The sequence below is a fragment of the Thermodesulfobium sp. 4217-1 genome (assembly GCF_039822205.1).
Classification (GTDB): Bacteria; Thermodesulfobiota; Thermodesulfobiia; order Thermodesulfobiales; family Thermodesulfobiaceae; genus Thermodesulfobium.
This window is the reverse complement of sequence record NZ_JBAGBW010000025.1, coordinates 1-26,333: the sequence shown is the minus strand read 5'-3', so window position 1 is coordinate 26,333 and position 26,333 is coordinate 1. Positions and strand designations below refer to the sequence as shown.

The following is a 26,333-nucleotide window of genomic DNA, read 5'->3' as shown; positions in this document are numbered from 1 at the left end:
TAATAAATCAAGTCCTTGCTCTTTAATAATATGATACACTAATGCAAATATTTTTTTCAATTCTTCAAAACTATCTTTATAGTACTTTAAAGCTGCAAGCTTAAAGAAAAGACTTATATTTTCTCTTAATCCCTCTTCTATCATACTATTTGATAAATTCTTTGTATCAAATAGTATGTGTTTGAACTTTGGCAGGTATTCAAACAAGAAAGATAAGTCTTTATCTGATTTTATCGATTTAAATTGATCTGAAAATTCTTCTGGTATGTTCCACTTCTCCTTTCCTTGATAGAAGATTACAGGAATTATAGGTATCAAGTCTTTGTTTTGTTTTAGATTTGTCTCCCATGTAACTGTCATATAGCTTAGTATCTGAAGAAGTACAAATTTATCTAAAGCTGATTTGTGTTCAAATATCAGATAAAATTTAGACTCTTTTTCCTTGAACTTGCAATCAAAGGACAGGTCTAACTGATACTTCTTGTATCCCTTTGTTAGCTTTTCGTTGTCTATTAGCTTTACAGAATCTAAATCAATATGCTCTCTGATATCTTTTGGAAAGAACTTGTCTATAAAAGTTCTTGTATCCAGTTCATTTGAAAAAACCATCTTAAAGAACTTGTCATGTGCATCCTTAACGCCCTTTGCATCCTCTAAGAAATCAGCCAAACTGTATTACCCTCATTGATTAGTTTAAAGCAATATACCATAATTTGGTGAAATTTGACAATTTATTTATAAAGAAAAAACTCCTTTTTAAAGATTATTAAATATTGCAAGGTTTAGTTGATATCGAAGAATCGAAATAAGTCTAAGCTATTCACTTTTTCTAATTATTTATATAAAATAAAGCCATTTACATATTCGATAAGAAGAGGAGAAAGAGAGCTGATGGGAAAGAATTTTACAGATGGCTTGTACGATCCCTTTTTTGAACACGATGCTTGTGGAATAGGTTTTATTGCCAATATTAAAGGCAAGAAATCTTTTCAAATTGTTCAAAGCGCCCTGCAGATATTGATCAATTTAGATCATAGGGGCGCAAAGGGATGTGAAGAGAACACGGGTGACGGTGCGGGTTTGTTAGTCCAGATTCCGCACAAGTTTTTTAGGAAAAATGTGCCAGATCTTCCAGAAGAGGGAGATTATGCAGTTGCTCAGATATTCTTTCCAAGAGATGAGAACAGGATAACAGATTTTGAATCAAAATTTGAAAGAATTGTAAATGAAGCGGGTCAGAGTATTATTTCTTGGCGAAGGCTTGAGACTGATAATACTTCTTTGGGAAATGTTGCAAGGCTTGGAGAGCCAATAGTGAAGCAGGCCTTTATAAGAAAAGATAGTTCGACAAAAAGAGGAATGGATTTTGAAAGGAAGCTTTATCTTATTAGAAAAATGGCAGAAAAGGAAATAAAGTATGCCGATGAAGATAATTCTCTCTTTTATATATGCAGCCTATCTTCGCGAACAATTGTTTACAAAGGGATGCTCACACCAGATCAGGTGCCAGAATATTATAAAGATCTTCAGGATGCCGATTTTGAAAGTGCAATTGCAGTAGTGCATTCGAGATTTTCTACGAATACCCTTCCATCCTGGGAAAGGGCTCATCCATATAGATATCTAATTCACAATGGCGAGATAAATACCCTTAGAGGCAATGTGAACTGGATGAAAGCAAGAGAAAAGCTTTTTACTTCTAAAGTCTTTCCTGAGATTACTAAGTGTTTGCCCATTATAAATGAAGACGGATCTGATTCTCAGATGTTTGATAATTGTCTTGAGATGCTTTATCTTACGGGCAGAAGTTTACCTCATTCTGTTATGATGATGATACCAGAACCCTGGCAAAATCACGAGAGCATGGACGACAAAAAGAGGGCCTTTTATGAGTATCACAATTGTTTAATGGAACCATGGGACGGTCCCGCCTCAATAGTAGTGACGGATGGCTCGGTTATAGGTGCAGTCCTTGATAGGAACGGTCTAAGACCCTCAAGGTATTATGTAATGGACGACGATACAATTGTGCTTTCTTCAGAGGTTGGGGTGTGCGATATTGATCCAGAGAGGGTCATTCTGAAAGACAGGCTTAGACCTGGGAGAATGCTCTTGGTAGATACAGAACAGGGAAGAATAATCTCTGATGAAGAGCTTAAAAAAAGTATATCTGAAGAAAAACCTTATGGATCATGGATTAATGAGTATATGTTCACCCTTGATGATTGCAAGATAGGGTCTGATTCTGTATTAAAACAGAATTCAGATATGTCTTTAACTCAACTGCAACTTGCATTTGGATATACTTATGAGGACATAAAAAAGATTATAGAACCAATGGCCCTGCAAGGAGTCGAACCAGTAGGTTCAATGGGCTATGACTCGCCCCTTGCAGTTCTTTCAAATCAGGAGCAGCTTTTATACAATTATTTCAAACAACTCTTCGCACAGGTTACAAATCCACCGCTTGACGGCATCAGGGAAGAACTAATAACTGCTTCAGAAATGCTTCTGGGAAGCGAAGGCAATCTTATAGAGCCAAGACCAGAAGATTGCAGGTGTCTCTTGCTAAAGAATCCGATACTTACAAATACAGATATGCAAAAGATAAGATCTCTAGATCAAAGCACGCTAAAGTCTGAAACGGTTTCTATACTATTTGATAAAAATTTAGATCTACATGTCGCCCTTGATAATCTTTTTGAAAAAGTAGACGCATTAATTACAAAGGGGACAAATGTAATAATACTATCCGACATGGGTCTAAATGATAATCTTGTCCCAATCCCTGCTCTCCTTGCGCTGTCAGGCTTGAATCAGCACCTTATTAGGAAGGGCACAAGAACAAAGATTAGCATAGTGCTTGAATCAGCTGAGCCAAGAGAGGTTCATCATTTTGCATGTCTAATAGGATATGGTGCTAGTGCAATAAATCCATACCTTGTTTATGATACCTTGAAAGATATGCGTGAAAGATCTCTTTTGGACGTAGAATACGATTTGGCTGTAAAAAATTATGTTAAGGCTGCATTGAAAGGCGTAATGAAAGTTGCGTCCAAAATGGGTATCTCAACGCTCCAAAGTTATATGGGTGCGCAGATATTTGAGTGTGTGGGTATTGCTAAGGAAGTTATTGATAAATATTTTACAGGAACTCCATCAAGAATTGGCGGAATAAACCTGGATATCATCAAACAAGAAACTCTATTAAGATATGACAAAGCCTTCCTGCCAAATAATCAGGTGTTGCCTTCTGGGGGAATATACCAATATAGGGATGATGGAGAATACCATGCTTATAGGCCAGAAACGATATATCTCTTGCAAAGAGCGGTTACAGAGGGCGATTACAAAAAATTTAAAGCCTTTACTGCATCGTTGCATGAGGGGTGCAGTGCTATTCAGAATCTTAGAGGGCTTTTGAGGTTCAAAAAACAAAATAATCCAATTTCAATTGATGAAGTTGAAAGCGTAGAGTCCATTGTAAAAAGGTTTAAAACTGGAGCAATGAGCTATGGATCAATTTCAAAGGAGGCTCATGAGACTCTTGCCTTAGCTATGAATAAAATAGGCGGCAAGTCAAATACGGGCGAAGGCGGCGAAGACCCATCAAGATATACTCCAGATGAAAACGGCGATTCAAGAAATAGCGCTATAAAGCAGGTTGCATCTGCAAGATTTGGCGTGGATAGCCTTTACCTTTCAAGCGCGTCTGAAATCCAGATAAAAATGGCTCAAGGTGCAAAACCTGGTGAGGGTGGTCAGCTTCCTGGCAAAAAGGTTTATCCATGGGTAGCAAAAACAAGGTATTCTACTCCTGGGGTTGGACTTATTTCACCACCGCCACATCACGATATATACTCTATTGAAGATTTGGCCGAGCTTATCCACGATCTCAAGAATGCCAATCGAAAAGCAAGGATCAACGTAAAGCTTGTTTCCGAGGTGGGCGTTGGCACTATTGCTGCAGGGGTTGCGAAGGGTAAGGCAGATGTGGTATTGATATCGGGCTATGATGGAGGAACTGGCGCATCTCCCCGCTCGAGCATAAGACATGCAGGTTTACCATGGGAGCTTGGCTTGTCCGAAACTCATCAGACGCTTGTTTTGAATAACCTGAGAGATAGAATTACCGTTGAGACAGATGGGAAGCTTATGTCAGGCAGGGATATCGCAATTGCAGCAATGCTTGGGGCTGAAGAATTTGGGTTTGCTACTCTGCCGCTTGTGTCTCTTGGCTGCGTTATGATGAGAGTTTGTAACCTGGATACCTGTCCTGTGGGCGTAGCTACTCAAAACCCAGAACTTAGAAAGTATTTCAAGGGTAAACCCGAATACGTGATAAATCTGATGTATTTTCTTGCAACAGAACTTAGAGAGGTTATGGCCCAAATGGGATTCAAGACTATAAGCGAGATGGTGGGAAGAACTGATTGCCTTGAGAGCATCCAGACCGATCACTGGAAGGCAAAAACTCTATGTTTAAACCCAATTCTTGCAAAGCCTCCAGTCGAGCCCTCAGTTGGAAGATATTGCTCTATTAAGCAAGACCACTCAATTGAGAAGTCTTTGGATTACAATATTTTGTTGGATAGATGTAAAAATGCAATTGAAAATAAAGAGCCAGTCGAGCTTTCTTTACCTATAAAAAATACAAACAGAGTGGTAGGAACTATTCTGGGTAATGAAATAACCTCAAGACATGGTTTGAACGGTATGCCTGAAGATACGATAAAACTAAACTTTGTGGGTTCAGCAGGTCAAAGTTTTGGCGCCTTTTTGCCAGGGGGAGTAACCCTGACACTTGAAGGTGACTCAAATGATTATATAGCAAAAGGACTTAGCGGCGGCAAGATAATAGTATATCCCCCAAAAAATTCAAAATTTGTAGCACATGAAAATATAATTATAGGCAACGTGGCATTTTATGGAGCTACATCGGGGGAGGGATACATTAGAGGCGTTGCTGGCGAGAGATTTTGTGTGAGGAACTCTGGCGCACAGGTTGTAGTGGAAGGCGTAGGCGACCACGGATGTGAGTATATGACTGGCGGCGTGGTTGTCTGTATAGGATCAACTGGCAGAAACTTCGCAGCCGGGATGACTGGCGGTGTGGCTTATGTATACGACAAAAATGAAACTTTTAAGAGTAAGATTAATATAAATACCGTATATGTCGAGAATATAGAAAGCCCTTCTGAAGAGGAGAAAGTTAGAGCAATGCTTGAAAAGCATTTACTGTATACAGATTCATCTCTTGCTAAGGAGATCCTACAAGGTTGGGAATTGAACGTGAGAAGGTTTGTAAAAATAATACCAAAAGATTACAAGAGGATGCTTCTTTCAATTGATAGGGCTTATGCTGCTGGCTTTAGCGGTGACGATGCCTTGATGGAGGCTTTCTATGAAAATATCAAGGATATGTCAAGGGTTACGGGTAACTAATCAAAATTTAAGGAGGAAGTTATGGGCAAGATTGGAGCCTTTCTTGAACAAAAGAGATCCGTTCCCACTGAAAGGGAGCCTCTTGAGAGGATTAAAGATTATAACGAATTTAAGATACCTATGAGCGAAGAAGATATAAAGCTTCAAGCATCAAGATGTATGGATTGTGGCATACCTTTTTGTCACTCTGGCGTATTGCTTGGAGGGATGGCTGCGGGGTGTCCTATTCACAACCTTGTTCCTGAGTTCAACGATTTGATTTACAGAGGAGCATGGGAAGATGCATATAAGAGGCTTATTGCTACCAATAACTTTCCAGAATTTACAGGGAGAGTTTGTCCTGCTCCCTGTGAAGGTTCTTGCACTGAGGGCTTGAACTGGGAGAGCGTAACTATAAAGAACAATGAGTACTCTATTATAGAAAAGGCCTTTCTATCTGGGTTTGTGAAGAAAAAGGTTATCAAGAGAACTGGGAAAAGAGTAGCTGTGATCGGTTCTGGCCCATCAGGCCTTGCCTGTGCTGATACTTTGAACAGCTTTGGACATGAGGTCACAGTCTTCGAGAGGGCTGATAGAGTTGGAGGCCTTCTTATGTACGGCATACCGAATATGAAGCTTGATAAAAATATTGTAATGAGAAGAATAAATCTTATGCAGGAAGAGGGGGTCAAATTTTTTACAAATAAAGAGGTTGGAGTGGACCCATCTGCAAGAGATCTTCTAAACGAATTTGATAGCGTTGTACTTTGCTGCGGCGCCACCAGACCAAGAGATTTGAAGGTAGACGGGAGAGACCTGTCGGGAGCATACTTTGCTGTTGACTTTTTGAAGGCGAACACGAAGAGCCTCCTGGATAAAGATAACTCATCCTTGATATCCGCAAAAGACAAGAGCGTCGTAATAATAGGCGGAGGAGATACTGGCACAGACTGTGTGGCTACATCTATTAGGCATGGTTGTAGAGACGTTATACAAATTGAGATACTTCCAGAGCCGCCAAAATCAAGATCTCAAAGTAACCCATGGCCTGAGTGGCCAAAAGTTCTAAAGGTCGACTACGGGCAGGAAGAGAGGATAGCATTATTTGGGACAGATCCGAGAATCTATCTTACTACCGTAACGAGCTTTGAACCGGCAGAGGACAAAGTTAGCCTTGGATGGGTTAACACTGTTAAGGTAAAATGGGATAAGGACGAAAAAGGAAATTTTATTCCCAGGCACGTTGCAGGAAGTGAAGAAAGGTTGAGAGCAGATATTGTGCTGATTGCCATGGGTTTTTTGGGCCCAGAAGAAAGCATTATAAGAGAACTTTCTATAGAACAGGATCAAAGGTCAAATGTCAAGGCACAATTTGGAAAGTTTAGAACGAATGTCGAAAAGGTTTTCGCAGCAGGAGACATGAGAAGAGGACAGAGTCTGGTTGTTTGGGCTATCGCCGAAGGAAGAGGTGTTGCAAAGAGCGTGAACGAATACTTGATGACTAAATAATTTTTTAGCAATTTATTTAATTTTCTTGAATTTTTTGTAAATTGCAAATAATATAGTTTAATATGAGTAATATATATACGATAGGGAGTGTAATATGTCTGAAATTTCTATGAACGATCTGAAGAATGCTACAAACATTTTAATTGATGGAGCAGTCTATCAAGTGGTTTACTTTCAACACGCAAGAAAGGCGCAGGGAGCAGCCTATGTAAGAACGAAATTAAAGAATATGAAAACAGGTGCGGTGCTCGAAAAGACTTTTAGGTCTGAGGACAAGATTATAGAGGCAGATGTAGAGAGAAGGCCTTTTCAATTTCTTTACAAGTCGGGTGATTCTTTTCACTTTATGGATCTAAATAATTACGAACAGTGGGAGCTAAATAAAGATGTCCTTGGAAATGCTGTTAACTATCTTAAAGATCAGGAAAATGTCGATGCAATAGTGTATAATGATATGCTTTTGAGTATTGAGTTGCCGACTACCGTAGAGCTTGAAGTGGTTGAGACCGATCCTGGCGTAAGAGGTGATACTGCACAAGGAGGTTCGAAGCCTGCGACTCTTGAGACTGGAGCTGTTATAAGCGTGCCTTTATTTATAAATGTGGGAGATGTTGTAAGAGTGGACACTCGCACAAATCTTTATACTGAAAGGGTAAAGTCATGATAAACTTTGATCTTGAAGAAATCAAAGAGCTTATAAGGTCTATGCAGGAAAACTCAATTTCTGAACTCTATTTAGAGTCAGAAGGCATAAAACTTAATCTGAAAAGGGAATCCTTCGCTCAGTTGCAATCGGTTCTTGATATGCAAGAGAGCAATTTTTTGGAATCTGGTGATTCTAAGAAAGATTTTGCACAACAAAAATTAGAGGATCAATCTGGAGATGCTCATATAAAGTCTCCAATGGTCGGCACTTTTTATAGGGCGCCGTCACCGAATTCGCCTTCATTTGTGGAGGTAGGTGACTTTGTAAAAAAGGGTCAAGTAGTGTGCATCATTGAAGCTATGAAGCTTATGAACGAGATAGAATCTGAGGTACAAGGCGTGGTAAAAGAGATACTTGTCGAAAACGGAATGCCTGTTGAGTTTGGTCAGCCATTGATGGTCGTAAAACCAGAATAAATTTATTTGATTTTAATTATGATATTTTTAGAGGTGGATTAATGTACGAGTTGCAGTTGTATTTTATTTTATTTAATAGCTTTAACGATATAAATTCATGAAGAGAATATTGATATCGAACAGAGGCGAAATTGCACTGAGACTCATCAGGGCATTTAGGGAGTTTGGATATTTTTCTGTATTGGCCTATTCTGAGGCGGACAGATCTAGCTTGCCAGTTAAGTTGTCAGACGCAGCGATATGTATTGGCCCTCCTAGCGCAAAGGGAAGCTATTTAAACATACCTGCAATAATCTCTGCTATTGAGATAACTGGTTGTGACGCTGTGCATCCAGGGTATGGCTTTCTTGCTGAATCTCCTCAATTTGCAAGGGTATGTAAGGATGCAGGAATTATCTTTATAGGTCCATCTCCTGAGGCTATGGAGAAGGTTGGAGATAAGTCTGTTGCAAGATCTGTAGCCATGAGCGCCGGGGTGCCAGTAGTTCCTGGCTCAACAGGATTCGTTTCTTCAAAAGAAGACCTCCTTAGACTTGCAAAAGAAATAGGCTTTCCGCTGATATTGAAGGCGTCAGCAGGAGGCGGCGGAAAGGGCATGAGAATTGTCCAGAGCTTTAAAGAGCTTGATGATTCTTTCGACACTGCTTCGAACGAGGCTTTGACTGCTTTTGGAAATAGCAATTTATACCTTGAGAAATATGTTTCAGAGCCCAGACACATTGAGATACAATTTGCAAGGGACAAATTTGGCAATTGTATATCTCTGTTTGAAAGGGAGTGCTCGATCCAGAGGAAACATCAGAAGCTTATTGAAGAAAGTCCTTCTTGTGCTATCAGCCCCAAATTGAGAAAAGTTTTAAGCGATTCTGCCCTGGCTATCGCTAATCAAGTAGGCTATGTGGGGGTGGGAACCGCAGAATTCCTGGTTACGCCCGAAGAAATGTTTTATTTTATTGAGATAAACGCAAGAATACAGGTTGAGCATCCAGTTACGGAAATGGTTACAGGGGTAGACTTGGTAGAATTGCAACTTATAATTGCAGAAGATAGACCAATACCATTCTCTCAGGAAGACGTAAAAATCACAGGTCATGCTATAGAGTGTAGGATCAACGCAGAGGACCCCCGTAATAATTTCTGTCCATCTCCAGGCAGAGTAGATCAGTACATCCCTCCTGGTGGACCAGGTATCAGATGTGATAGCCATCTTTATTCGGGATTTAAGGTTGTCCCATATTATGATTCTTTGATTGCAAAGGTTATATCATATGCTCCCACCAGAGAACGAGCTATCAACAGAATGGAAAGGGCTTTGTATGAGATGACTATTGAAGGGATTTCAACTACGATAGACTTTCATAGAGAGGTCCTGAAGAATGCATTTTTTAGAAAAGGTGATTATTATACCAATTTTGTACAAAGAAGAATGGGCATAAAGTGAAAAAGCCTTTAAGATATTTAAGAGAAATAGTTTTAAAAATTTTGTATGAAATCGAGATGAATACTGAAAGCACGGTAGAGATGCTAATGCCAAGGTATAGCGAATATATGGAAAGCGAAGATTTTGAGTTTATAAAGATAAGGGCAGAAGGCATTACGACCAACAAAGAATCCATTGACAAAACCTTAGACGATCTTTCGATCGATTGGTCAACAGATAGAATGGTATTAACCGATAGGCTTATTATGGAAATGGCTATATTCGAATTAAATTTTCTAAAATTGTCACCATCGATAGCCATAAACGAGGCAGTTGAGCTCTCAAAAATTTATGGTACTGAAAAATCATATAAATTTGTTAACGGTATATTGTCTAAGGTGGTCACCATTAGCAGTCAAAATTCTTAGGTTAATGTTCTTAATGTATGGCTTTATTAAATTGCTCCATTTAGACGGGGTAATTTATAATATGTGCAAGACAATTCTTGCAGTTGCCAGAGGAGGAAGTTTATGCTCGCAAAGAGAATTATACCTTGCCTTGATGTAAAAGATGGCAGGGTTGTAAAAGGGGTAAGCTTTGTAAGCCTTAGAGACGCTGGAGATCCTGTTCTCCTTGCGAGAACGTATGACAGAGAGGGTGCAGACGAGCTTGTGTTTCTGGACATTACTGCATCAAAAGAAAAAAGAGATATAATGTTAAAAGTTGTCCAGGACGTGGCAAAAGAGGTTTTTATTCCATTCACTGTTGGCGGAGGCATAAAATCTCTTAAGGATATGGAAGATCTGCTTATGGCTGGTGCCGATAAAGTTTCAATAAATACCTCGGCCGTATTTGACCCAAAAATTATCACAGAAGGCGCTACCACTTTCGGAAGACAATTTATGGTAGTAGCGATAGACGCAAAAAGGGACGGGAAGTCGTTTAGGGTTTTTACTCATGGTGGATCCAGGCCTACCGAGCTTGATGCTGTTGAATGGGCAAAAGAGGTAGAGGACAGAGGCGCAGGAGAGATATTGCTAACCAGTATGGATCAGGATGGCAGAAAAACTGGTTATGATATTGAGCTTACAAAAGAGATTTCAGATGCTGTAAATATACCTGTGATAGCATCTGGCGGCGCTGGGACCATAGAACACGTGATAGAGGCTTTCAAAAAAACTCGTGCTACAGCAGCGCTACTTGCTAGTGTTCTTCATTTTGGCGAGATAAGAATTCAAGATATAAAGATTGCTATGCAAAGAGAAAAAATACCTGTAAGGCTTGATTGGTAAAGGAGGAGTTATGGAACTTGACAGATATGCTCAGATTGAGATGAAGGCAATATTTTCTGAAGAGAACAAGATTGGCCTTTGGATAGACATTGAGATGGCAGCCCTGAAGGCGTGGGAGTCAGAAGGGGTTGTGCCTGATGGCACTCACAAAGCAGTGCTCTCAAACGCAAAGGTAGACATAAAGAGAATGAAAGAGATAGAAAAGGTAGTTCACCATGAAATTATTGCATTTCTTACTGCCCTTGCAGAAAATGTAGGCGAAAGGAGCAGGTTTATTCATCTTGGACTTACATCATCAGACATCCTTGACACTGCAACCAGCTTACAGATAAAAGAGGCAAACGAGCTTATATATCAGGAGTTAGAAAAGCTGGAGGTCGTTTTAAGGGATCTGGTAATAAAAAATAAAGATATCCTTTGTGTCGGAAGGACACACGGAGTTCACGCTGAACCCGTTACCTTTGGCTTTAAGCTTGCTGGATATTTACTTGAGCTAAAAAGGAACAAAGAAAGGCTGCAGAATGCTTCAAAGGAAGCATCCGTAGGTAAGATTTCTGGTGCAGTTGGAACTTATGCGCATCTAAATCCAAACGTAGAAAAGTTTACTCTTCAGGACTTAGGCCTTAAGCCCCTGGAGGTTTCTACGCAGATCATACCAAGAGATATATTTGCAGGCGTTTTTTCCGCATGGACTTTAATTGGTGCCTTTATCGAAAGGCTTGCCCTTGAGATCAGACACCTTCAGAAAACTGAAGTCCTGGAAATGGAGGAACCCTTCTATGAAGGGCAGAAAGGATCTTCTGCTATGCCTCACAAGAGAAATCCAATATTGTGCGAGAGGCTTGACGGGATGTCAAGAATTCTAAGGGGCAACTTAATAGTATCCCTTGAAAACACTGCTCTCTGGCATGAAAGGGATATTTCGCACTCTTCTGTTGAAAGGATGATCATACCAGAAAGCGCTATACTGGTTCATTATATGATTAAGACTATGACAAGAATACTGACTGATTGTAGGATATACCCTGATAATATGATGGAGAATCTTAATTTCAGAGGTAAAATTATCTGTTCTCAAAGGCTTCTACTTGAACTGGTGAGAAAGGATATGCTTAGAGAAAAGGCTTATAAAATAGTCCAAACTCTTGCTATGAAGGCATTTAACGAAAAGATGAATTTCGAGCAGATTGTCAGAAATGATCCAGAAATAAAATCATATTTAAGCGAAGACGAGTTAAATGAGGTGTTTGACTATAGATACTTTGTTCGTTATGTGGACGAAATAATTTCAAGGGTAATATAGCTTTAAAAATTCTTAGGGTTGAGGAGCGAATGGCTTTTTTATGTAAGCTCTTATGCCTGTGACTATCGGAGGAGTAATTAGTGGAACTTTTGTATGAAGGCAAGGGAAAACAAGTTTTTTTGACAGATGATCCTGATATGGTGGTTTTTCATTTCAAGGATGAGGCTACTGCATTTGATGGAGTAAAAAAGGAATCTTTTGGTGGCAAAGGAGAGATGTGTGCTCAGATAACTGAAATGCTATTAACCCTTCTTGAAAAGAATGGGGTGAAGACCCACCTTGTAAAGAGGCTTTCTCCAAATGAAATGTTAGTCAAAAGGTGCTCTATGTTGCCCCTCGAGGTTGTAATAAGAAATTATTCTGCTGGCTCTATAGCCAAAAATCTGGGCCTAAAAAAGGGCATAAAGTTTCCATTTCCTATCAGGGATCTATTTTACAAAAGCGATGAACTCCACGATCCTATGCTAAACGACGACAGGGCGATAGCTCTCGGATTCGTCACGGCTAACGACCTTGAGGTCCTTTACAAGAGCGCGCTAAAGGTAAACGAGGTACTTTCAAACTTCTTGTTGGAAAAGGGCATTATACTTGCGGATTTCAAGCTTGAGTTCGGAAAGTTTAAGGATTCAATTCTGTTAGCTGACGAAATTACTCCTGATTCAATGAGACTCTGGGACAAGGATACCCTTGAGCCGTTTGACAAAGACAGGTTTAGATTCGATCTGGGTGACCTGCTTGCTGGGTATAGACTGTTTTTGGAAAAAATAAGCAAATAAAAACCTTGATATTTTAAAGATTGAATATATGACTATAGAAAGAGCTTCGTCTTTAGGTTTTTGTTATGGGGTCAGGCTTGCCCATCAGAAAGTTCTTGCGGCGTTGGAGAAATATCAAAGAGTGAATACGCTCGGGCCCCTAATTCACAACGAACGCGAAGTAAAAAGGCTTGCTCAGTTGGGCGCTACACCAATAAGCTCTCTTGATGAAGTTAGCGCTCCTGCAATAGTCTTGAGAACCCACGGTGTAAGGCGTGATGTGCTTGAGAGCGCAAAGAAACTGGGTATAGAGGTTATAGATGCGACATGTCCTCATGTGGCAAAGGCACAAAGCATCGCCTCTAAGTTCTACCTTGAAGGTTTTCGTGTGGTAATACTTGGTGAGATCGAGCATCCTGAGGTGCAGTCAATTTTGAGCTATGCACCCGATTCAAATGTTGTTAACGAAAATCTTGAAAAATTTAATTTTGATAAAAAAATTATAGAAAAAGTTGGGCTTCTATCGCAAACCACACAGCCAATTGAAAAATTGCAATCTCTTGCAGCAAGGCTGGTGGAGATCTCACAGGAGCTTGTGGTGGCGAATACAGTTTGCTTCGCTACCAGAAAGAGGCAGGAGGCTGCCAGGAATTTAGCAGGAAAGGTGGATGCGATGATTGTAATAGGCGGAAAAGAGAGTTCAAACACAAAAAAACTATACTTAGCATTGAGCTCATATAACATTGACGCATACAAAGTAGAAAGCGCATCTGATTTGCCTGAAAATATGTCAAAATATAAGAGCATCGGCATCACAGCGGGCGCTTCTACGCCCGAATGGATTATTGAAGAAGTAGAAAGTAGGTTAAGAAATTTATGAGAAAACTTTCCAGTGTAGTTCTGGCAGGTAGGGTGAACGTTGGAAAGTCTACCCTTTTTAACAGGCTACTAAAACAAAGCTATTCTATGGTCTCAAGCGTGCCTGGCACCACAAGAGATTTTCACGAGGGCATATTCAGATACACCGATGCGAGCGCATTGAACCTGATTGATCTGCCTGGCGTTCTTGAGGGGGATTACTTTTCTGAGCTTGCATTTGAGAAATCGCGAGAAGTTATAGAGAAGTCTGATCTAATTGTGCTGGTGGTAGATGCTAAGGGTCTAACCCAAATTGACGAAGAGATAGCTCTATATCTTAGGAAATTTAATAAGCCAATAATTCTTGTGGTGAACAAGTCTGAGGGTAAAACTGATATATCAGACTTTTATTCGCTTGGAATTGATGACATTGTGCCTATAAGCGCATATCATGGTTTGAACATTTATCAGCTTGAAGACTTGATATTTAGCAAGGTAACTGGTCAAAAGCTGGATACCCCCAATTCTATAGTTTTTGGCATATTTGGCATCCCTAACGTGGGGAAGTCATCTCTTGCCAATGCGATCTTGCAGGAGGAAAGGTTTATCGTCTCAGATCTTGTGGGGACCACAAGAGAGGTGGTAGCAAAGTCTTTCAGGAGGCTTGAAAAAAGCTGGCTTCTCCTGGATAGCGCAGGGATAAAGAGGAGGAAGGCCTACGACAAAGAACTTGATGGCCTTAGTGTCTCCAGGAGCATATCGGCTATGGGCGCTCCAATGGGAGTGCTTGTGGTGGACGCAAGCCGTCTTGTCACTCACCAGGACAAAAGAGTAGCAGACCTAATGCTTGAGAGAACTGGCGCCTCAGTGATTTTTGTGAATAAAAAAGATCTTATTCCAAAGTCATCTGTAGAAGTTATCTTTAACAACGTAAAAAATGATCTAAAGTTTATGGACTCTCCTATAATATTCGGATCTGCCTTAACAGGTGAAAACGTCCATCTTGTTCTGGAAAACCTAAAAGAGCTTTGGGAAAGGGCTATGAAGTCTTATTCGAAAAAGGACATCTTTGATGCCATAAAAGAAGCTGTTTCGAAAAGACCTACAACAGTCGAGAACAAATCCCTTATAATAAGAAATATCAGATTTGCATCGAAGTTTCCCTTGGTGATAGATATCAAGACAAACGTGCGCTCTGATCTTGTGCCAAAGTCTTATTTGAGATATCTTATAAGTACAGTGAAAAAGCAACTGGGTATGGGAGGCATAAACCTGAGAATGGACTTCAAAGACTAAGTATATGTTTTTTCAAAATATTTTTATTTATGCTTCTTTCTTGATACTCTCTTATTTAGTAGGCAGTTTGCCATTTTCTCATTGGGTAGCTCTTTCAAAGGGGCACGATCTTAGAAAGATAGGGAGTGGAAATACTGGGGCTACCAATGTGTATAGGACGCTTGGCTTAAAATTTGCCGTGTTTGCTGGATTTCTTGACGCTATGAAAGGCTTTTTGCCAGTTTTCTTGTCAAGATATATTTTTTTTGCAAACAACGAAATATTTGCGATTCTGGTAGGCGTGGCTGCCATATTTGGTCATATAAGCTCTCCTTTTATGAGGTTTAGAGGGGGAAAGGGCGTGGCCACTGCCGCAGGCGCTTTTTTGGGACTTGATCCAGGGGCGCTAACAGTTGGTTTTATAGTATGGTTTATGACGCTGAAGAGGACAAAGATAATGTCGCTTGCATCTATATTTGGCGCATCAAGCGTGCTAATATATGAAATATTGATAGGATCGATTTACCTTAAGACAGTTTCAATTGTTGCTTTTTTAATGATATTATTTAGACATAAAGATAATATCCAAAGATTAATAAAGGGCGAGGAGTTAAGGTTAAAGTGATAGCACTCATAGGTGCGGGAACATGGGGAACCTCAATTTCAACGGTTATTTCACAGAAAAGCGATGTAGTGATATTTGCAAGGGATGAAGAGACTGTAAAAAATATAAACACTATCCATGAGAACCTAAGATATCTAAAAGGCATAACGCTCCCTGCAAATATCAGTGCTACGACTGACATGAGCCTCTTGTCCAATGCTGAAGGCATAGTTTTTTCAGTGCCAGTTCAATCTATAAGGCAGGTAATACAAGATTACAAGATATTCTTTAAGGACTCAGTCAGAGTCTTAAATCTTGGCAAGGGGATAGAGATAAACACTATAAAAAGGGTTTCTGAAATATTTAAAGAGAATATGCCATCCTCGAAGTATTCGGTTCTTTCAGGGCCAAATTTCGCTAGAGAAGTGGCTCTAAAAGAGTTTTGTGCAACTGTGATCGCATCAGACTTTGAAGAAGAGAGCGAATATTGGCAAAAACTATTGATCTCTCAGTACTTTAGAGTGTATACTACAAGCGATGTGGTGGGAGTTGAGATTTCGGGAGGATTGAAAAACGTGATTGCTATTGCGGCAGGAGTTGTTAAGGGGTTAAATTATGGCGACAATTCGAAGGCTGCTCTTATTACGAGAGGTTTGGCTGAGATTACAAGACTTGGCTTGAAGCTTGGGGCAAAGCAAGAAACCTTTTTTGGGCTATCAGGCGTAGGGGATCTGTTGTTAAGTTGTACCTCTTTTCAGAGTAGAAATTTTAGAGCTGGTGCGCTTCTTGCTGATGGTTACTCTTTGGAAGATATAAAGAAAAAATTAGGGAGCGTTATAGAGGGGATTTATACTTCTGAAGCTGCCCTAAGGTTATCCACGCTATTGGGCATTGACATGCCCATAACTAAACAGGTTTGTTCAATCTTGAGTGGAGATGTTTCAATACGAGATGCCATTGATCTATTGACTTCTCGCAGACCACTTAAAGAATTTTATTAATTTTTTTGAAAGGAGGTGAATTTTTTGAGAAAATCAGATCTTATTAGTGCAGTTGCTGAAAAGTGCAAGGGCATGACGAAGAAGGATTGTGCAGTTGTAGTAGAAGCCGTTTTTGATTCTGTTAAAGATGCTCTTAAAAAGGGCGAGAAGGTTCAGCTTATTGGTTTCGGTACCTTTGAGGTGAGAGAAAGAAAAGAGCGCAAAGGCAGAAACCCAAGGAGCAAGGAAGAGATAATCATTCCTGCTATGAGGACGCCTGGATTTAAGGCTGGGAAGGCTTTGAAAGAAGTAGTTCAGCCAAAAAAAGTTGAAAAAAAGCCTGTAAAGGGCGCAAAGAAAAAATAAATATCAAAAAAAGGAAAAGGAAGGTTTGCTTTCCTTTTCCTTTTAAATTTGCCAGCATGTTAAATTTATTGCACAAAACGCTTCGTTTTGCTATCATTCATAAATATGAGCATTTTTAAAAAGAAAGATAGTAAAATTTGCTATAGATGCAGCACACAAAATCCTCATGATGCATTTTTCTGCAGGAATTGCGGCGTGCCTCTGACAAGGGATGCGCTCTTTCAGGACTCTACGAAAAAGATGAAGCTAAGAAGAAACTCTATGGCTATGCCGTATGTTTTGTTCTTGATAGTCGCTCTGATAATCGGTCTTGCTGTGGGCTTGGTATCTTCTCTTAGCGTATTTAAAAAGTAACTGTTTAGCGAAATTTTCCGTCATTTCATAAAAAAGGGCATATTAAATTAGCTTTATTTCTATCTCTATGTTTGCCTCGAAAGTTCTTTCCCAGGGGAGGGAGAAATTTACATCTGTAATACTAAATTTTATTGGGCTGCACATCATAATCTCTTCTGAAATTCCAGGGAAGTATTGAAAGAATATGTTTTTTGCTATGTTTATGCTATCTTGTGTCATCTTGAAATTTGATTGGTTGTTTTCTATCAATATATTGTTTATCTGTGGTCTTATGACGTTCTGATAGTAATAGTCGTATATTATTCTCTCTATCAGAAATCTAAAATTTTCTTTGAAATTTCTGCCTGACAGGTAGCTGACTGCTTGTGAGATAGCCGTCCCTGTGGTATTAGCCGCCGTATTCCAGCCTGCATAGGCGATAAGCCTAAATATTAGACCGCTTGAGAGCAAAAGCTTAAACATCTTCTCGTCCGTCATGTTCATATTTGACACGTCTGCAAACGCCACATTTTTTTTGTCGTTAATGAGAGACCTTACTTTGCCAAAAGCTGTTTGCTCATATCCTGACTTGCCAAAGACTACCATATAAAAATTTGGATTTGTGTCGTTTAACTTTAGTTGTAGGAGGTTTACCTGGGACAAAAGATTCTTTCCAAGAGCCACCGTTTCAAGGGGCATTACTTCCTCTTCTATCTCTTCTGGCACAAAAGTAGTTTTTACGCTTACATTGTCAGATTTGCCAAACCTTGTTACAAGAAGCATGCCTATTTCGTCTGAGCCCTGCACTATCTTGGTATTTTTTGTGGCGATCATGCTTAGCCTCTTCTTCTCTTCGTATGCCACGCCCTTGTCAGCTGAGTCATCCTGGGCCAGCACTAAGAGATCTACCTTTTTAGAACCATCTATCAACATCCTGTCAACAAAGTAGTTTATCTTTCTTGACTCTATATAGTCTTCTAATATGTCTGGCGGAACGTATGTCAAAAGAAGCTCTCTTTCATAAAAGTTTACAGGATCCTTAATATCGTCAACTGAAAACTTCATTATCTCTTCGATCTTTGTGGCGTAAAATAGCTCTTTGTCGTCCAAAACGGTAGGCATCAGCCTCATAAGAGACTTAAATAGATATACGCTGTCAAATATGTTTGAGCTCTTTAGATTAAGAAGTCTCCTTGTGTACCATATTGCATCATCTTGTGTCATCTGACTTTCTCTTGATGGGACAAGCCCTCCGAATATCATTGAGTCAGCACTTACTATGGCACAACTTGCCCAATTTTCTACTAAAAATGCCAATATATCCTGACTTGCAGCCTTTTTTCTTCTCTCAGAAAGCGTATCCTCTGGGGGGATCAATAGCTTTATCCCCAAAATATCTGCTAATCTTTTCGGATAGATATAGTTTGGCGGCCTGTTGTCCAGAGGCACATAACATGCATCTCTTGATGAAGCTATGCTAAAATCACTGAAGTATATATTATTTATTAGAGGTGATATCATAAGCATCTTTAGGAAATCTCTTCGAGAGAGAGAGGATTTTGAAAGGATTCTCTTTATAACGCTGTCTTCTCTTGGCGATTGCATAATGAGCCTACCTGTCTTTTTTGAGCTCGAAAGGCTCTTTCCAAAAGCTCAATTTGACGTCCTGGTAGGTGAAAGGTCAAAGGAAATATTTTTAACCTTGTCAAACGTAGACGAAGTATTTTTGTACACCTCTGAAAACAGGGGCATAAAGGGTAAGATTCCTTTGATAAAGACTATTTCAAAAAAAAGATACGACCTTGTCATTGACCTCAGACACTCCATTCTGCCTATATTTGTGCGTTCCAAACAAAAGATATTCACAACCTTTAAGCCAAAACTCCCTGGGATTCATGCAACCGAAGAACACCTAAGAAATATCTTTCACAAAGATGTAGAAAACATTAAATTCGATTACTCTAATAAGATTATAATTGACACTAAGACTATTATCAAGTTTAGCGACGTTTTTGACAAGATATTGGGTTCGGTTGGCATCGTGCCAGGCGCCACCTGGCAGCCTAAGGCATACAGTATCGATGGATTCGTCAAGGTCGCAAAGATGCTGAAAAATAATGGTTTGAATTTAGTTTTACTCGGATCAAGCGAGGAGATAGGTCTTTGTGATGAGATCTCAAAGGAAGTAGAATCGCTTAATCTTTGCGGCAAGACGAGCCTGATGGATTTGTTCTACATCATAAAAAATCTCTCAGCTCTTGTTACCAATGACTCAGGGCCTATGCACATAGCCTCTCTGCTAAATATCCCCACAGTTGCGCTCTTTGGACCGTCTGATGAGAGAAGATATAGGCCCTGGGGCAAAAAGCACAGCGTATTGATGCACAAGGAGATCTGCAGGGAGTGTCTTTATCAGAGATGTGATAAAGGGGGAAGGTGTATGAAGTTGATAACGCCTGATGAAATAGTCGATGCCACAATGGATATTTTAGGTCAATAACAATATGTTAATATGGAGTTAATGCTCAATTGCCCACTTGACAGATTTTTTTAATGTGTTATAAATTATGACAGTCAAAAATTAACTTTTTTCATTGACAACTGAATATTGTTTTGCTTCTCCCAAAGCTTTGGACGGCGTTAGCCTTCAAGGAGCCCTTTACAGATCTGTGCAATCTGCAAAAAAAGGAGGTGTATTCCCCCGAACGCGCGCAAGTAGTTCTGTAAAAAGGCTGATATATGAAACAAAAAAATTAATTTCCTAAAGGGGGAAATGCAAAGATGAAAAAATTAGCTATGTTTTTCGTAGTAGCATCACTTCTCGTCGCCCTTGCAGTTCCAGCTATGGCAGGACCATTCTCAGATGTACCAGCTAATTCTTGGGCATACAAAGCAGTGCAAGACTTAGCAGCAAAAGGATTGGTCATTGGTTATGGCGACGGAACATTCAGAGGCGACAGACTTGCCACTCGTTATGAGATGGCAATGGTAGTTGCAAGAATGCTCGACATGTATGAAAAAGGTCAGAATGCACAAGATCAAAAGATCCAGTTAAACGCTAACGACATCGCAACACTTATGAAGTTAGCAGAAGAGTTTAAATCAGAACTCGCATCGCTAAACGTCAGAGTCGCAGCGCTTGAGAAAAAAGCAGCTCTTGACACTGTTAACTTCACAGGAGATGCAAGATTTAGACTTGCAAGTGAAAAGGCAACCTATTATGCAATGAATAGCGGAACAATAGTTGCACCAGTAGCCAGCAACAATATTCCAGGCGGCGTTGGCGGAGAAGCACTTGCTACATCTACAACAGTGCCTGCTGACAAAAACAACGATACCTTTATGCGTTATAGAATTAGACTAAACGTTGCAGCACCAGTTGCTGACAACATCAGCTTCAATGCAAGGCTTACAATGCAGAAGAATGCAGGCGTAAACGGCACAGGAGACAACTCCAACCTGGTTACAGCTGCAAACACAGGCTATAATAACAACCAGAACACATTATTTGTAGAGAGATCATACATTGTATGGACTCTGAACCCATATCCTGTTACATTCGTTCTTGGTAGACTTCCTACTATGGATGCTGGCAGATATTACAATAATATCTTCCTTGATGCTTCAGTAGAAGGCGGCTTGGTAGCATTTGACCTTAGCAACTTCCTCCCATCAACATCAGTTTCAGCAGCATGGGTAAAGCTCTTTGATGATGGTTCTATTACATCTACTCAAGAGGCAAATGGTCTTAAGGACAAAGACGCATACATTTTGAACTTAAAGACAAAGCTCTTCAACACCTTTGGTTTAGAAGCTGACTACGGTAACGTAGACAAGTTAACTTATTTTGGCGGCCTTAATACCGTAAACGGCGTACAGTATACATCAGCTGCAAACGGCATCTATGGCAAGTATAGCTGGTGGACAGTAATTGGCAACTGGACCATGTATAACATAAATATGTGGGCAGGTTACAGTGGCACATCTACCGATATGCCATCAGCCACTGCTTCTGGTCCAGATCTTAGCAGCACAAGTACTGTAAACGGTGGCGTATGGAGAGTAGGAGCAACCATTCCTCTACCAGTCGGCGCACTTACAGGCGACTTTTGGTTTGGCAACAACAAGTGGTACAACCCATTCATTCTTAACACTATGGCATCTACAGACTATAAGGACTACTACAACGTATACTACACACTCCCAGTCGCAAATAACGCAACCTTAACCTTGAACTATGACTACTGGAAGGGCAAGCAGCCTTATAATATTAATAATGGCTACTACTATACCTTTAACCCAGATCAGGTTGACAAGGATCAAAGATACTACATTCAGATGGACGTAAAGTTCTAAAGAACTTTTTTAGCCCCCGAGAAATCGGGGGCTTTTTTAATATCAATAAATAAAAATATTTTTCCCCTAAGATTTTCTTATAGTACCCTCCTTCACGAATCCCCATTTTTGTGATAACATAAGTAAATTTATGGTATAAAGTGAGGGGCTATTTATTGAATAATCGCAGGATAATTCTTATTTTTTCGTTATTGTTCATAGTCGCATTAAGCTTATTTATCTCTGGATGCTCCCAGATAGGTATAACAAGCCCTGCGCTAAAGATAGCTATTGCAGTCCCTCTCTCGGGGGAGTTTTCTCAGATTGGAGAAGAGGAGAGAAATGGAGCCCTTCTTGCCATAGAGGATGCCAATGCAGCAGGAGGAGCGCTGAGCAGGAAATTTGAGCTTGTCCAGATGGACGATAAGGGCGATCCAGTAGAGTCTGCTATCATTGCCCAAAAGATTTCTGCTGATTCCTCTATTCTTGGCGTTGTTGGAGGGGCAAACGCAGGAGACGCTATCCCATCAGCTCAGATTTATGCAAAGAACAACTTAGTAATGGTAACTCCTTCTGCCACTGCCACAGAGCTTACCGCTAAGGGATATTACAGCGTCTTTAGGATTTGTGCCAGCGACGCATCAGAGGGACCCTATGCGGCTAACTTTATAGTTAGCAGTTTGAAATTCAAGCGGGCAGCAATCATCGAGGACAATAGCGCCTATGCAAGAGAGCTAACAGACTCTTTTAAAAGTGAGTTTTTGAAGCTTGGAGGGACAATCCTTGCAGAGGAGAAGGTCTCTCAGGGGGACAAGGATTTCAAGGCTCCTCTCGAAAAGATAAAGGCTCTTAATCCTGAGGTAGTTTATTTTGCAGGAATGTATCCAGAGTGTGCCCAAATCGTTAAAGAGGCGAAGGAAATGGAGATAAAGTCTATATTTTTTGGCGCTAACGGCATAAAAGATACTGAATTTATAAAGGTTGCAGGCATAGCCTCAGAGGGAACAATGGCTACGTCGGTAGGATTTTCTCTAAACAAGATTCCAAAAGGACCTGACTTCGTCCAGAGATATAGAAATGCATTTAAGAAGGATCCGACTGACTACTCGGTCTTTGCATATGACGCAACTCTTTCTATAATAGATGCTATCAAATTATCTGGCAAGCCAGACAGGACTATCTTGGCAAATGCAATGCATAATCTGAAATTTGATGGTATATTAGGTAACACCTCTTTTGACAAAGAAGGCAATACAAGTAATAATCTTGTTAACGTTTATGTGGTAAAAAATGGTAGCTGGAAAAGTGTCAACTAATATGAGGGGAGTGATTTTACAATTTTCTTACAACAATTGGTAAATGGAGTGACTTTGGGGTCGGTATATGCTCTGATTGCATTGGGCTATACTATGGTTTACGGCATACTTGAGCTTATCAACTTTGCTCATGGGGAGATCTTTATGATGGGATCTTTTTTCGGGCTTCTTTTTTGGTGGATATTGGAGATGACAGGTCTCTCAAAGATTATACCTATTCCGCTTGCTATCTTTCTGATGTTTGTGTTCTCCATGATTGCCACGGCTTTCTTGGGAGCACTTCTGGAATTTATCGCATATCGCCCGCTAAGGAGCGTGACAAATAGGCTCATACCCTTGATTAGCGCCCTTGGAGCATCGATTTTTTTGCAAAATTTTGCTATGCTCACCTTTGGTTCTACAAATAGGGTATATCCTGCAATCTTTCCTGATTTTGGTTGGAATCTGTTTCACGCAAGGATAAGCTTGATCCAGATATTTATTTTTGTTACCTGTATATTGATGATGATAGGTTTAACTCTTCTTGTGAACAAGACTAAGCTTGGCCGCTCAATGAGGGCTGTATCTCAGGACTATGTCACAGCAAGCCTGATGGGCATAAGGGTCAATAGAATTATTACAATCACCTTTATGATAGGCTCGTCGCTTGCTGCCGCTGCCGGGGTGATGTATGGGATGTATTATGGCGTGGCAAAGTTCGATATGGGATATCTTGCAGGCCTGAAGGCTTTTACGGCTGCTGTGCTTGGCGGCATAGGAAATATACCCGGTGCTATGCTTGGAGGCTTTTGTCTGGGGATTATAGAGAGCTTTGGCGCTGGATATATATCGTCTGAATACAAGGATATGTTCGCTTTTCTTATGCTTTTGTTTATCCTGCTGCTTAGACCTTCTGGCCTTTTGGGTCAGCAGGTTCCTGATAAAGTATGATGGATATCAGGTTTAGAAGAAGGATTAAGACCGCAGCAAGGCGATGGAACAATATGGATATGCGCCTCAAGTGGGGCATACTGCTTGTAATTGCCTGTGTATATCCGTTTCTTGCTTCATCTCAATACTACGTTCACATTATGAATCTGGCTTTTATATACATTGTTTTGTCATTAGGCTTGAATATAGTCTGTGGATTGGCGGGACTTCTTGACTTAGGATTTATAGCTTTTTATGCCGTAGGAGCCTATACTTATGCAATTCTTTCAATTAAGCTGGGCCTTAGCTTTTGGGAGATATTGCCTATAGCGTGTGTTACTACAGCGCTTTTTGGTCTTTTGGTCGGTTCTGCTGCTTTTAGGCTTAGAGGCGACTACTTTGCCATCGTTACTATGGGCTACGGTGAGATAATTAGAATTCTTGCAAACAACCTTACCTTTTTGACCAATGGCCCAATAGGCATCATAGGCATACCCAGACCCAATGCATTTGGTTTCAAATTTGAAGACCCATCCCAATACTACTTTCTGGCTTTGGCCTTTGTAGCAGTAGCCATTTTTTTAACTTATAGATTTCAGGCATCAAGGATTGGCAGGGCACTTGAGGCCATAAGGGAAGATGAGATTGCAGCGATCTCGATGGGGGTAAACCTTAAAAATTTTAAATTAATATCTTTTATAATAGGCGCTATGCTTGGAGGCTCTATAGGAGTCTTTTTCGCAAGCTATGCTACCTTTGTGTCGCCTGAGAGCTTTAGTTTTATGGAGTCAGTTATGGTTCTTGCTATGGTAGTAATTGGTGGTATGGGGACCATAGAAGGTCCCGTGATAGGCGCGCTTATCCTTGTTCTTTTGCCTGAGGCTCTAAGGAGCGTTTCTGATTATAGGATGCTTATATTTGGAGCTCTTATGGTATTTATGATGATCGTGATGCCCAAGGGATTTATGGGTTGGATAAAGCCAAGAAGGATATTGAGAACTGCTGAGGAGGAGAATCCGCTTGTTAATAGAGATTTCTAACGTTACCAAACAATTTGGCGGGCTAATAGCTGTGAACGATGTCTCAATGGACGTTCATGAGGGCGAAATAATATCTGTTATAGGTCCAAACGGAGCAGGCAAAACTACCCTTTTTAACTGTGTGACTGGCGTATACACCCCTGAAAAGGGAAAGATATTGTATAAAAAAGATGGCGTTGTAAGAGATATTGTGGGTGTACCAGCATACAAGATAGCTTATCTGGGGATATCAAGGACCTTTCAAAACATTAGGCTTTTTAAAAATATGACAGTTCTGGAAAACGTTCTGGTAGGAAGGCATCCAAAACTAAGAGCTAAGATATGGGAAATACTCTTAACCTTGCCTGCCTTTGTAAAAGAAGAAAAGCAAGGGGTTAGACTGGCGAGAAATTTGCTGGAGTTTGTGGGCTTACTTGACAGAGAGGCGGAGATTTCTATAAACCTCCCGTATGGACTTCAGAGAAAGCTTGAGATTGCAAGGGCTTTGGCATCTGAGCCCAAGATATTATTGCTGGATGAGCCTGCTGCGGGGATGAATCCGTCAGAAACCGAGGAGCTTATATCGCTGATTAAGAAGATTAGAGAAATGGGAGTAACTATAATTCTGATAGAGCACGATATGTCTCTTGTTATGAAGCTCTCTGAGAGAATATTTGTATTGGATTTCGGACAAAAGATTGCTGAAGGAAGCCCTATGGAGATTAGGAACAACCCCAAGGTTATAGAGGCCTACCTCGGAAAAGAGGAAGCCGAAATTGCTTAAGATAAATAATGTGGTGTTAAGATACGGCGGCATAATAGCCCTGAAGGGTGTATCACTCGAGGTGAACAAGGGCGAGATAGTAGCGCTAATTGGAGCCAATGGAGCTGGCAAATCATCTGTGCTGAAGTCGATTATGGCGCTTGAAAAGATATCAAGCGGAGAGGTGTATCTGGACAACGTCCTTTTAACAGGACTGTCCACTGACAAGATAGTAAACATGGGCTTGTGTCTGGTGCCAGAAGGCAGAAGGATATTCACCAGGATGAGCGTTCATGAAAATCTTTTGATGGGGGCGTTCCTTAGGAAGGACAAACAGGGCATTCAAGACGATATAGATAAGGTGCTGACATTGTTCCCACGGTTAAAAGAAAGACTTATCCAGAAGGCAGGAACCCTAAGTGGAGGGGAACAGCAAATGCTTGCAATTGCAAGGGGAATGATGTCAAGACCTAAATATCTATTTTTAGATGAGCCATCGCTTGGCCTTGCGCCAGTACTGGTCGATGAGATATTTAAGATAATAAAAGAGATAAATGAATCGGGTACAAGTCTTCTCATCGTTGAACAGAATGCTGTAAAAACTCTTAAGCTTGCCAATAGAGGATATGTGGTTGAAACCGGCAATATAACTTTGTCTGGGACCTCTGAAGAGCTATTGAGCTCAGAACACGTTAGGGCAGCCTATCTGGGAGGCCATTAAAAAAAGCCGCGATTAGCTCGCGGCTTTTC

The 26,333-nt window shown here is 40.4% G+C and carries 24 protein-coding genes; 22 read left to right on the top strand and 2 right to left on the bottom strand.

Features of this window, described 5'->3' with window-relative positions; translation table 11 throughout:
- Positions 1–669, bottom strand: a 669-nt coding sequence (locus tag V4762_RS08615) for an Rpn family recombination-promoting nuclease/putative transposase (protein WP_347315376.1), incomplete at its 3' end; no start/stop codon positions are given.
- A gap of 222 nt (positions 670–891) precedes the next feature.
- Here V4762_RS08615 and gltB point away from each other — a divergent pair.
- The 15 genes from gltB to V4762_RS08540 all read left to right on the top strand — a co-directional run bounded on the left by gltB (position 892) and on the right by V4762_RS08540 (position 17,262).
- Positions 892–5,445 (top strand): glutamate synthase large subunit, encoded by a 4,554-nt coding sequence (gene gltB / locus V4762_RS08610; RefSeq protein ID WP_347315375.1) that lies wholly within the window; start codon positions 892–894, stop codon positions 5,443–5,445.
- 21 nt (positions 5,446–5,466) lie between these two features.
- Positions 5,467–6,933, top strand: a complete 1,467-nt coding sequence (locus V4762_RS08605; RefSeq protein WP_347315374.1) for a glutamate synthase subunit beta — start codon at positions 5,467–5,469, stop codon at positions 6,931–6,933.
- A 94-nt stretch (positions 6,934–7,027) separates the two neighbouring features.
- Entirely contained in the window at positions 7,028–7,597 is a 570-nt protein-coding gene (efp, locus tag V4762_RS08600) for an elongation factor P (RefSeq protein WP_347315373.1), read from the top strand.
- A complete protein-coding gene (gene accB, locus V4762_RS08595; RefSeq protein ID WP_347315372.1) occupies positions 7,594–8,055 on the top strand; it encodes an acetyl-CoA carboxylase biotin carboxyl carrier protein in 462 nt (153 codons plus the stop codon). Before efp ends, accB begins: the two co-directional genes overlap by 4 nt.
- Positions 8,056–8,152: 97 nt before the next feature.
- The gene (accC, locus tag V4762_RS08590) at positions 8,153–9,496 is read left to right on the top strand and encodes an acetyl-CoA carboxylase biotin carboxylase subunit (RefSeq protein WP_347315371.1); all 1,344 of its coding nucleotides are present in this window, start codon (positions 8,153–8,155) and stop codon (positions 9,494–9,496) included.
- Positions 9,493–9,903 (top strand): transcription antitermination factor NusB, encoded by a 411-nt coding sequence (gene nusB / locus V4762_RS08585; RefSeq protein WP_347315370.1) that lies wholly within the window; start codon positions 9,493–9,495, stop codon positions 9,901–9,903. The genes accC and nusB overlap by 4 nt, the downstream gene beginning before the upstream one ends.
- 102 nt (positions 9,904–10,005) lie before the next feature.
- Positions 10,006–10,767 carry an imidazole glycerol phosphate synthase subunit HisF gene (gene hisF, locus V4762_RS08580; protein WP_347315369.1) on the top strand — a complete coding sequence of 254 codons (762 nt, stop codon included), beginning with the start codon at positions 10,006–10,008 and terminating at the stop codon, positions 10,765–10,767.
- A 10-nt stretch (positions 10,768–10,777) separates the two neighbouring features.
- Positions 10,778–12,070 carry an adenylosuccinate lyase gene (purB, locus tag V4762_RS08575; protein ID WP_347315368.1) on the top strand — a complete coding sequence of 431 codons (1,293 nt, stop codon included), beginning with the start codon at positions 10,778–10,780 and terminating at the stop codon, positions 12,068–12,070.
- A gap of 80 nt (positions 12,071–12,150) precedes the next feature.
- Positions 12,151–12,846, top strand: a complete 696-nt coding sequence (gene purC, locus V4762_RS08570; RefSeq protein WP_347315367.1) for a phosphoribosylaminoimidazolesuccinocarboxamide synthase — start codon at positions 12,151–12,153, stop codon at positions 12,844–12,846.
- Positions 12,847–12,874: 28 nt separating this feature from the next.
- Positions 12,875–13,705 carry a 4-hydroxy-3-methylbut-2-enyl diphosphate reductase gene (gene ispH, locus V4762_RS08565; RefSeq protein ID WP_347315366.1) on the top strand — a complete coding sequence of 277 codons (831 nt, stop codon included), beginning with the start codon at positions 12,875–12,877 and terminating at the stop codon, positions 13,703–13,705.
- Positions 13,702–14,979 carry a ribosome biogenesis GTPase Der gene (gene der, locus V4762_RS08560; protein WP_347315365.1) on the top strand — a complete coding sequence of 426 codons (1,278 nt, stop codon included), beginning with the start codon at positions 13,702–13,704 and terminating at the stop codon, positions 14,977–14,979. Before ispH ends, der begins: the two co-directional genes overlap by 4 nt.
- A 4-nt stretch (positions 14,980–14,983) precedes the next feature.
- Positions 14,984–15,583 carry a glycerol-3-phosphate 1-O-acyltransferase PlsY gene (gene plsY / locus V4762_RS08555; RefSeq protein WP_347315364.1) on the top strand — a complete coding sequence of 200 codons (600 nt, stop codon included), beginning with the start codon at positions 14,984–14,986 and terminating at the stop codon, positions 15,581–15,583.
- Entirely contained in the window at positions 15,580–16,563 is a 984-nt protein-coding gene (locus tag V4762_RS08550; RefSeq protein ID WP_347315363.1) for an NAD(P)H-dependent glycerol-3-phosphate dehydrogenase, read from the top strand. Before plsY ends, V4762_RS08550 begins: the two co-directional genes overlap by 4 nt.
- Before the next feature lie 24 nt (positions 16,564–16,587).
- On the top strand, positions 16,588–16,908 hold the full coding sequence (locus tag V4762_RS08545) for an HU family DNA-binding protein (protein WP_347315362.1): 321 nt from the start codon (positions 16,588–16,590) through the stop codon (positions 16,906–16,908).
- Between the two features lie 105 nt (positions 16,909–17,013).
- A complete protein-coding gene (locus V4762_RS08540) occupies positions 17,014–17,262 on the top strand; it encodes a zinc ribbon domain-containing protein (protein WP_347315361.1) in 249 nt (82 codons plus the stop codon).
- A gap of 42 nt (positions 17,263–17,304) precedes the next feature.
- Here V4762_RS08540 and V4762_RS08535 read toward each other — a convergent pair whose 3' ends face one another.
- Positions 17,305–18,846, bottom strand: coding sequence for a DUF4127 family protein (locus tag V4762_RS08535; protein WP_347315360.1), 1,542 nt, complete (start codon positions 18,844–18,846; stop codon positions 17,305–17,307).
- A gap of 1 nt (position 18,847) precedes the next feature.
- Here V4762_RS08535 and V4762_RS08530 point away from each other — a divergent pair, with 1 nt between their 5' ends.
- The 7 genes from V4762_RS08530 to V4762_RS08500 all read left to right on the top strand — a co-directional run bounded on the left by V4762_RS08530 (position 18,848) and on the right by V4762_RS08500 (position 26,304).
- Entirely contained in the window at positions 18,848–19,741 is an 894-nt protein-coding gene (locus tag V4762_RS08530; RefSeq protein WP_347315359.1) for a glycosyltransferase family 9 protein, read from the top strand.
- Between the two features lie 281 nt (positions 19,742–20,022).
- Positions 20,023–21,597 (top strand): DUF3373 family protein, encoded by a 1,575-nt coding sequence (locus tag V4762_RS08525; protein ID WP_347315358.1) that lies wholly within the window; start codon positions 20,023–20,025, stop codon positions 21,595–21,597.
- Positions 21,598–21,752: 155 nt separating this feature from the next.
- Positions 21,753–22,892 (top strand): branched-chain amino acid ABC transporter substrate-binding protein, encoded by a 1,140-nt coding sequence (locus V4762_RS08520; protein WP_347315357.1) that lies wholly within the window; start codon positions 21,753–21,755, stop codon positions 22,890–22,892.
- A 21-nt stretch (positions 22,893–22,913) separates the two neighbouring features.
- The gene (locus V4762_RS08515) at positions 22,914–23,822 is read left to right on the top strand and encodes a branched-chain amino acid ABC transporter permease (protein ID WP_347315377.1); all 909 of its coding nucleotides are present in this window, start codon (positions 22,914–22,916) and stop codon (positions 23,820–23,822) included.
- Positions 23,819–24,841, top strand: coding sequence for an ABC transporter permease subunit (locus V4762_RS08510; RefSeq protein ID WP_347315356.1), 1,023 nt, complete (start codon positions 23,819–23,821; stop codon positions 24,839–24,841). Before V4762_RS08515 ends, V4762_RS08510 begins: the two co-directional genes overlap by 4 nt.
- Entirely contained in the window at positions 24,822–25,604 is a 783-nt protein-coding gene (locus V4762_RS08505; RefSeq protein ID WP_347315355.1) for an ABC transporter ATP-binding protein, read from the top strand. Before V4762_RS08510 ends, V4762_RS08505 begins: the two co-directional genes overlap by 20 nt.
- Positions 25,597–26,304 carry an ABC transporter ATP-binding protein gene (locus V4762_RS08500; RefSeq protein ID WP_347315354.1) on the top strand — a complete coding sequence of 236 codons (708 nt, stop codon included), beginning with the start codon at positions 25,597–25,599 and terminating at the stop codon, positions 26,302–26,304. Before V4762_RS08505 ends, V4762_RS08500 begins: the two co-directional genes overlap by 8 nt.
- Positions 26,305–26,333 lie beyond the last annotated feature (29 nt).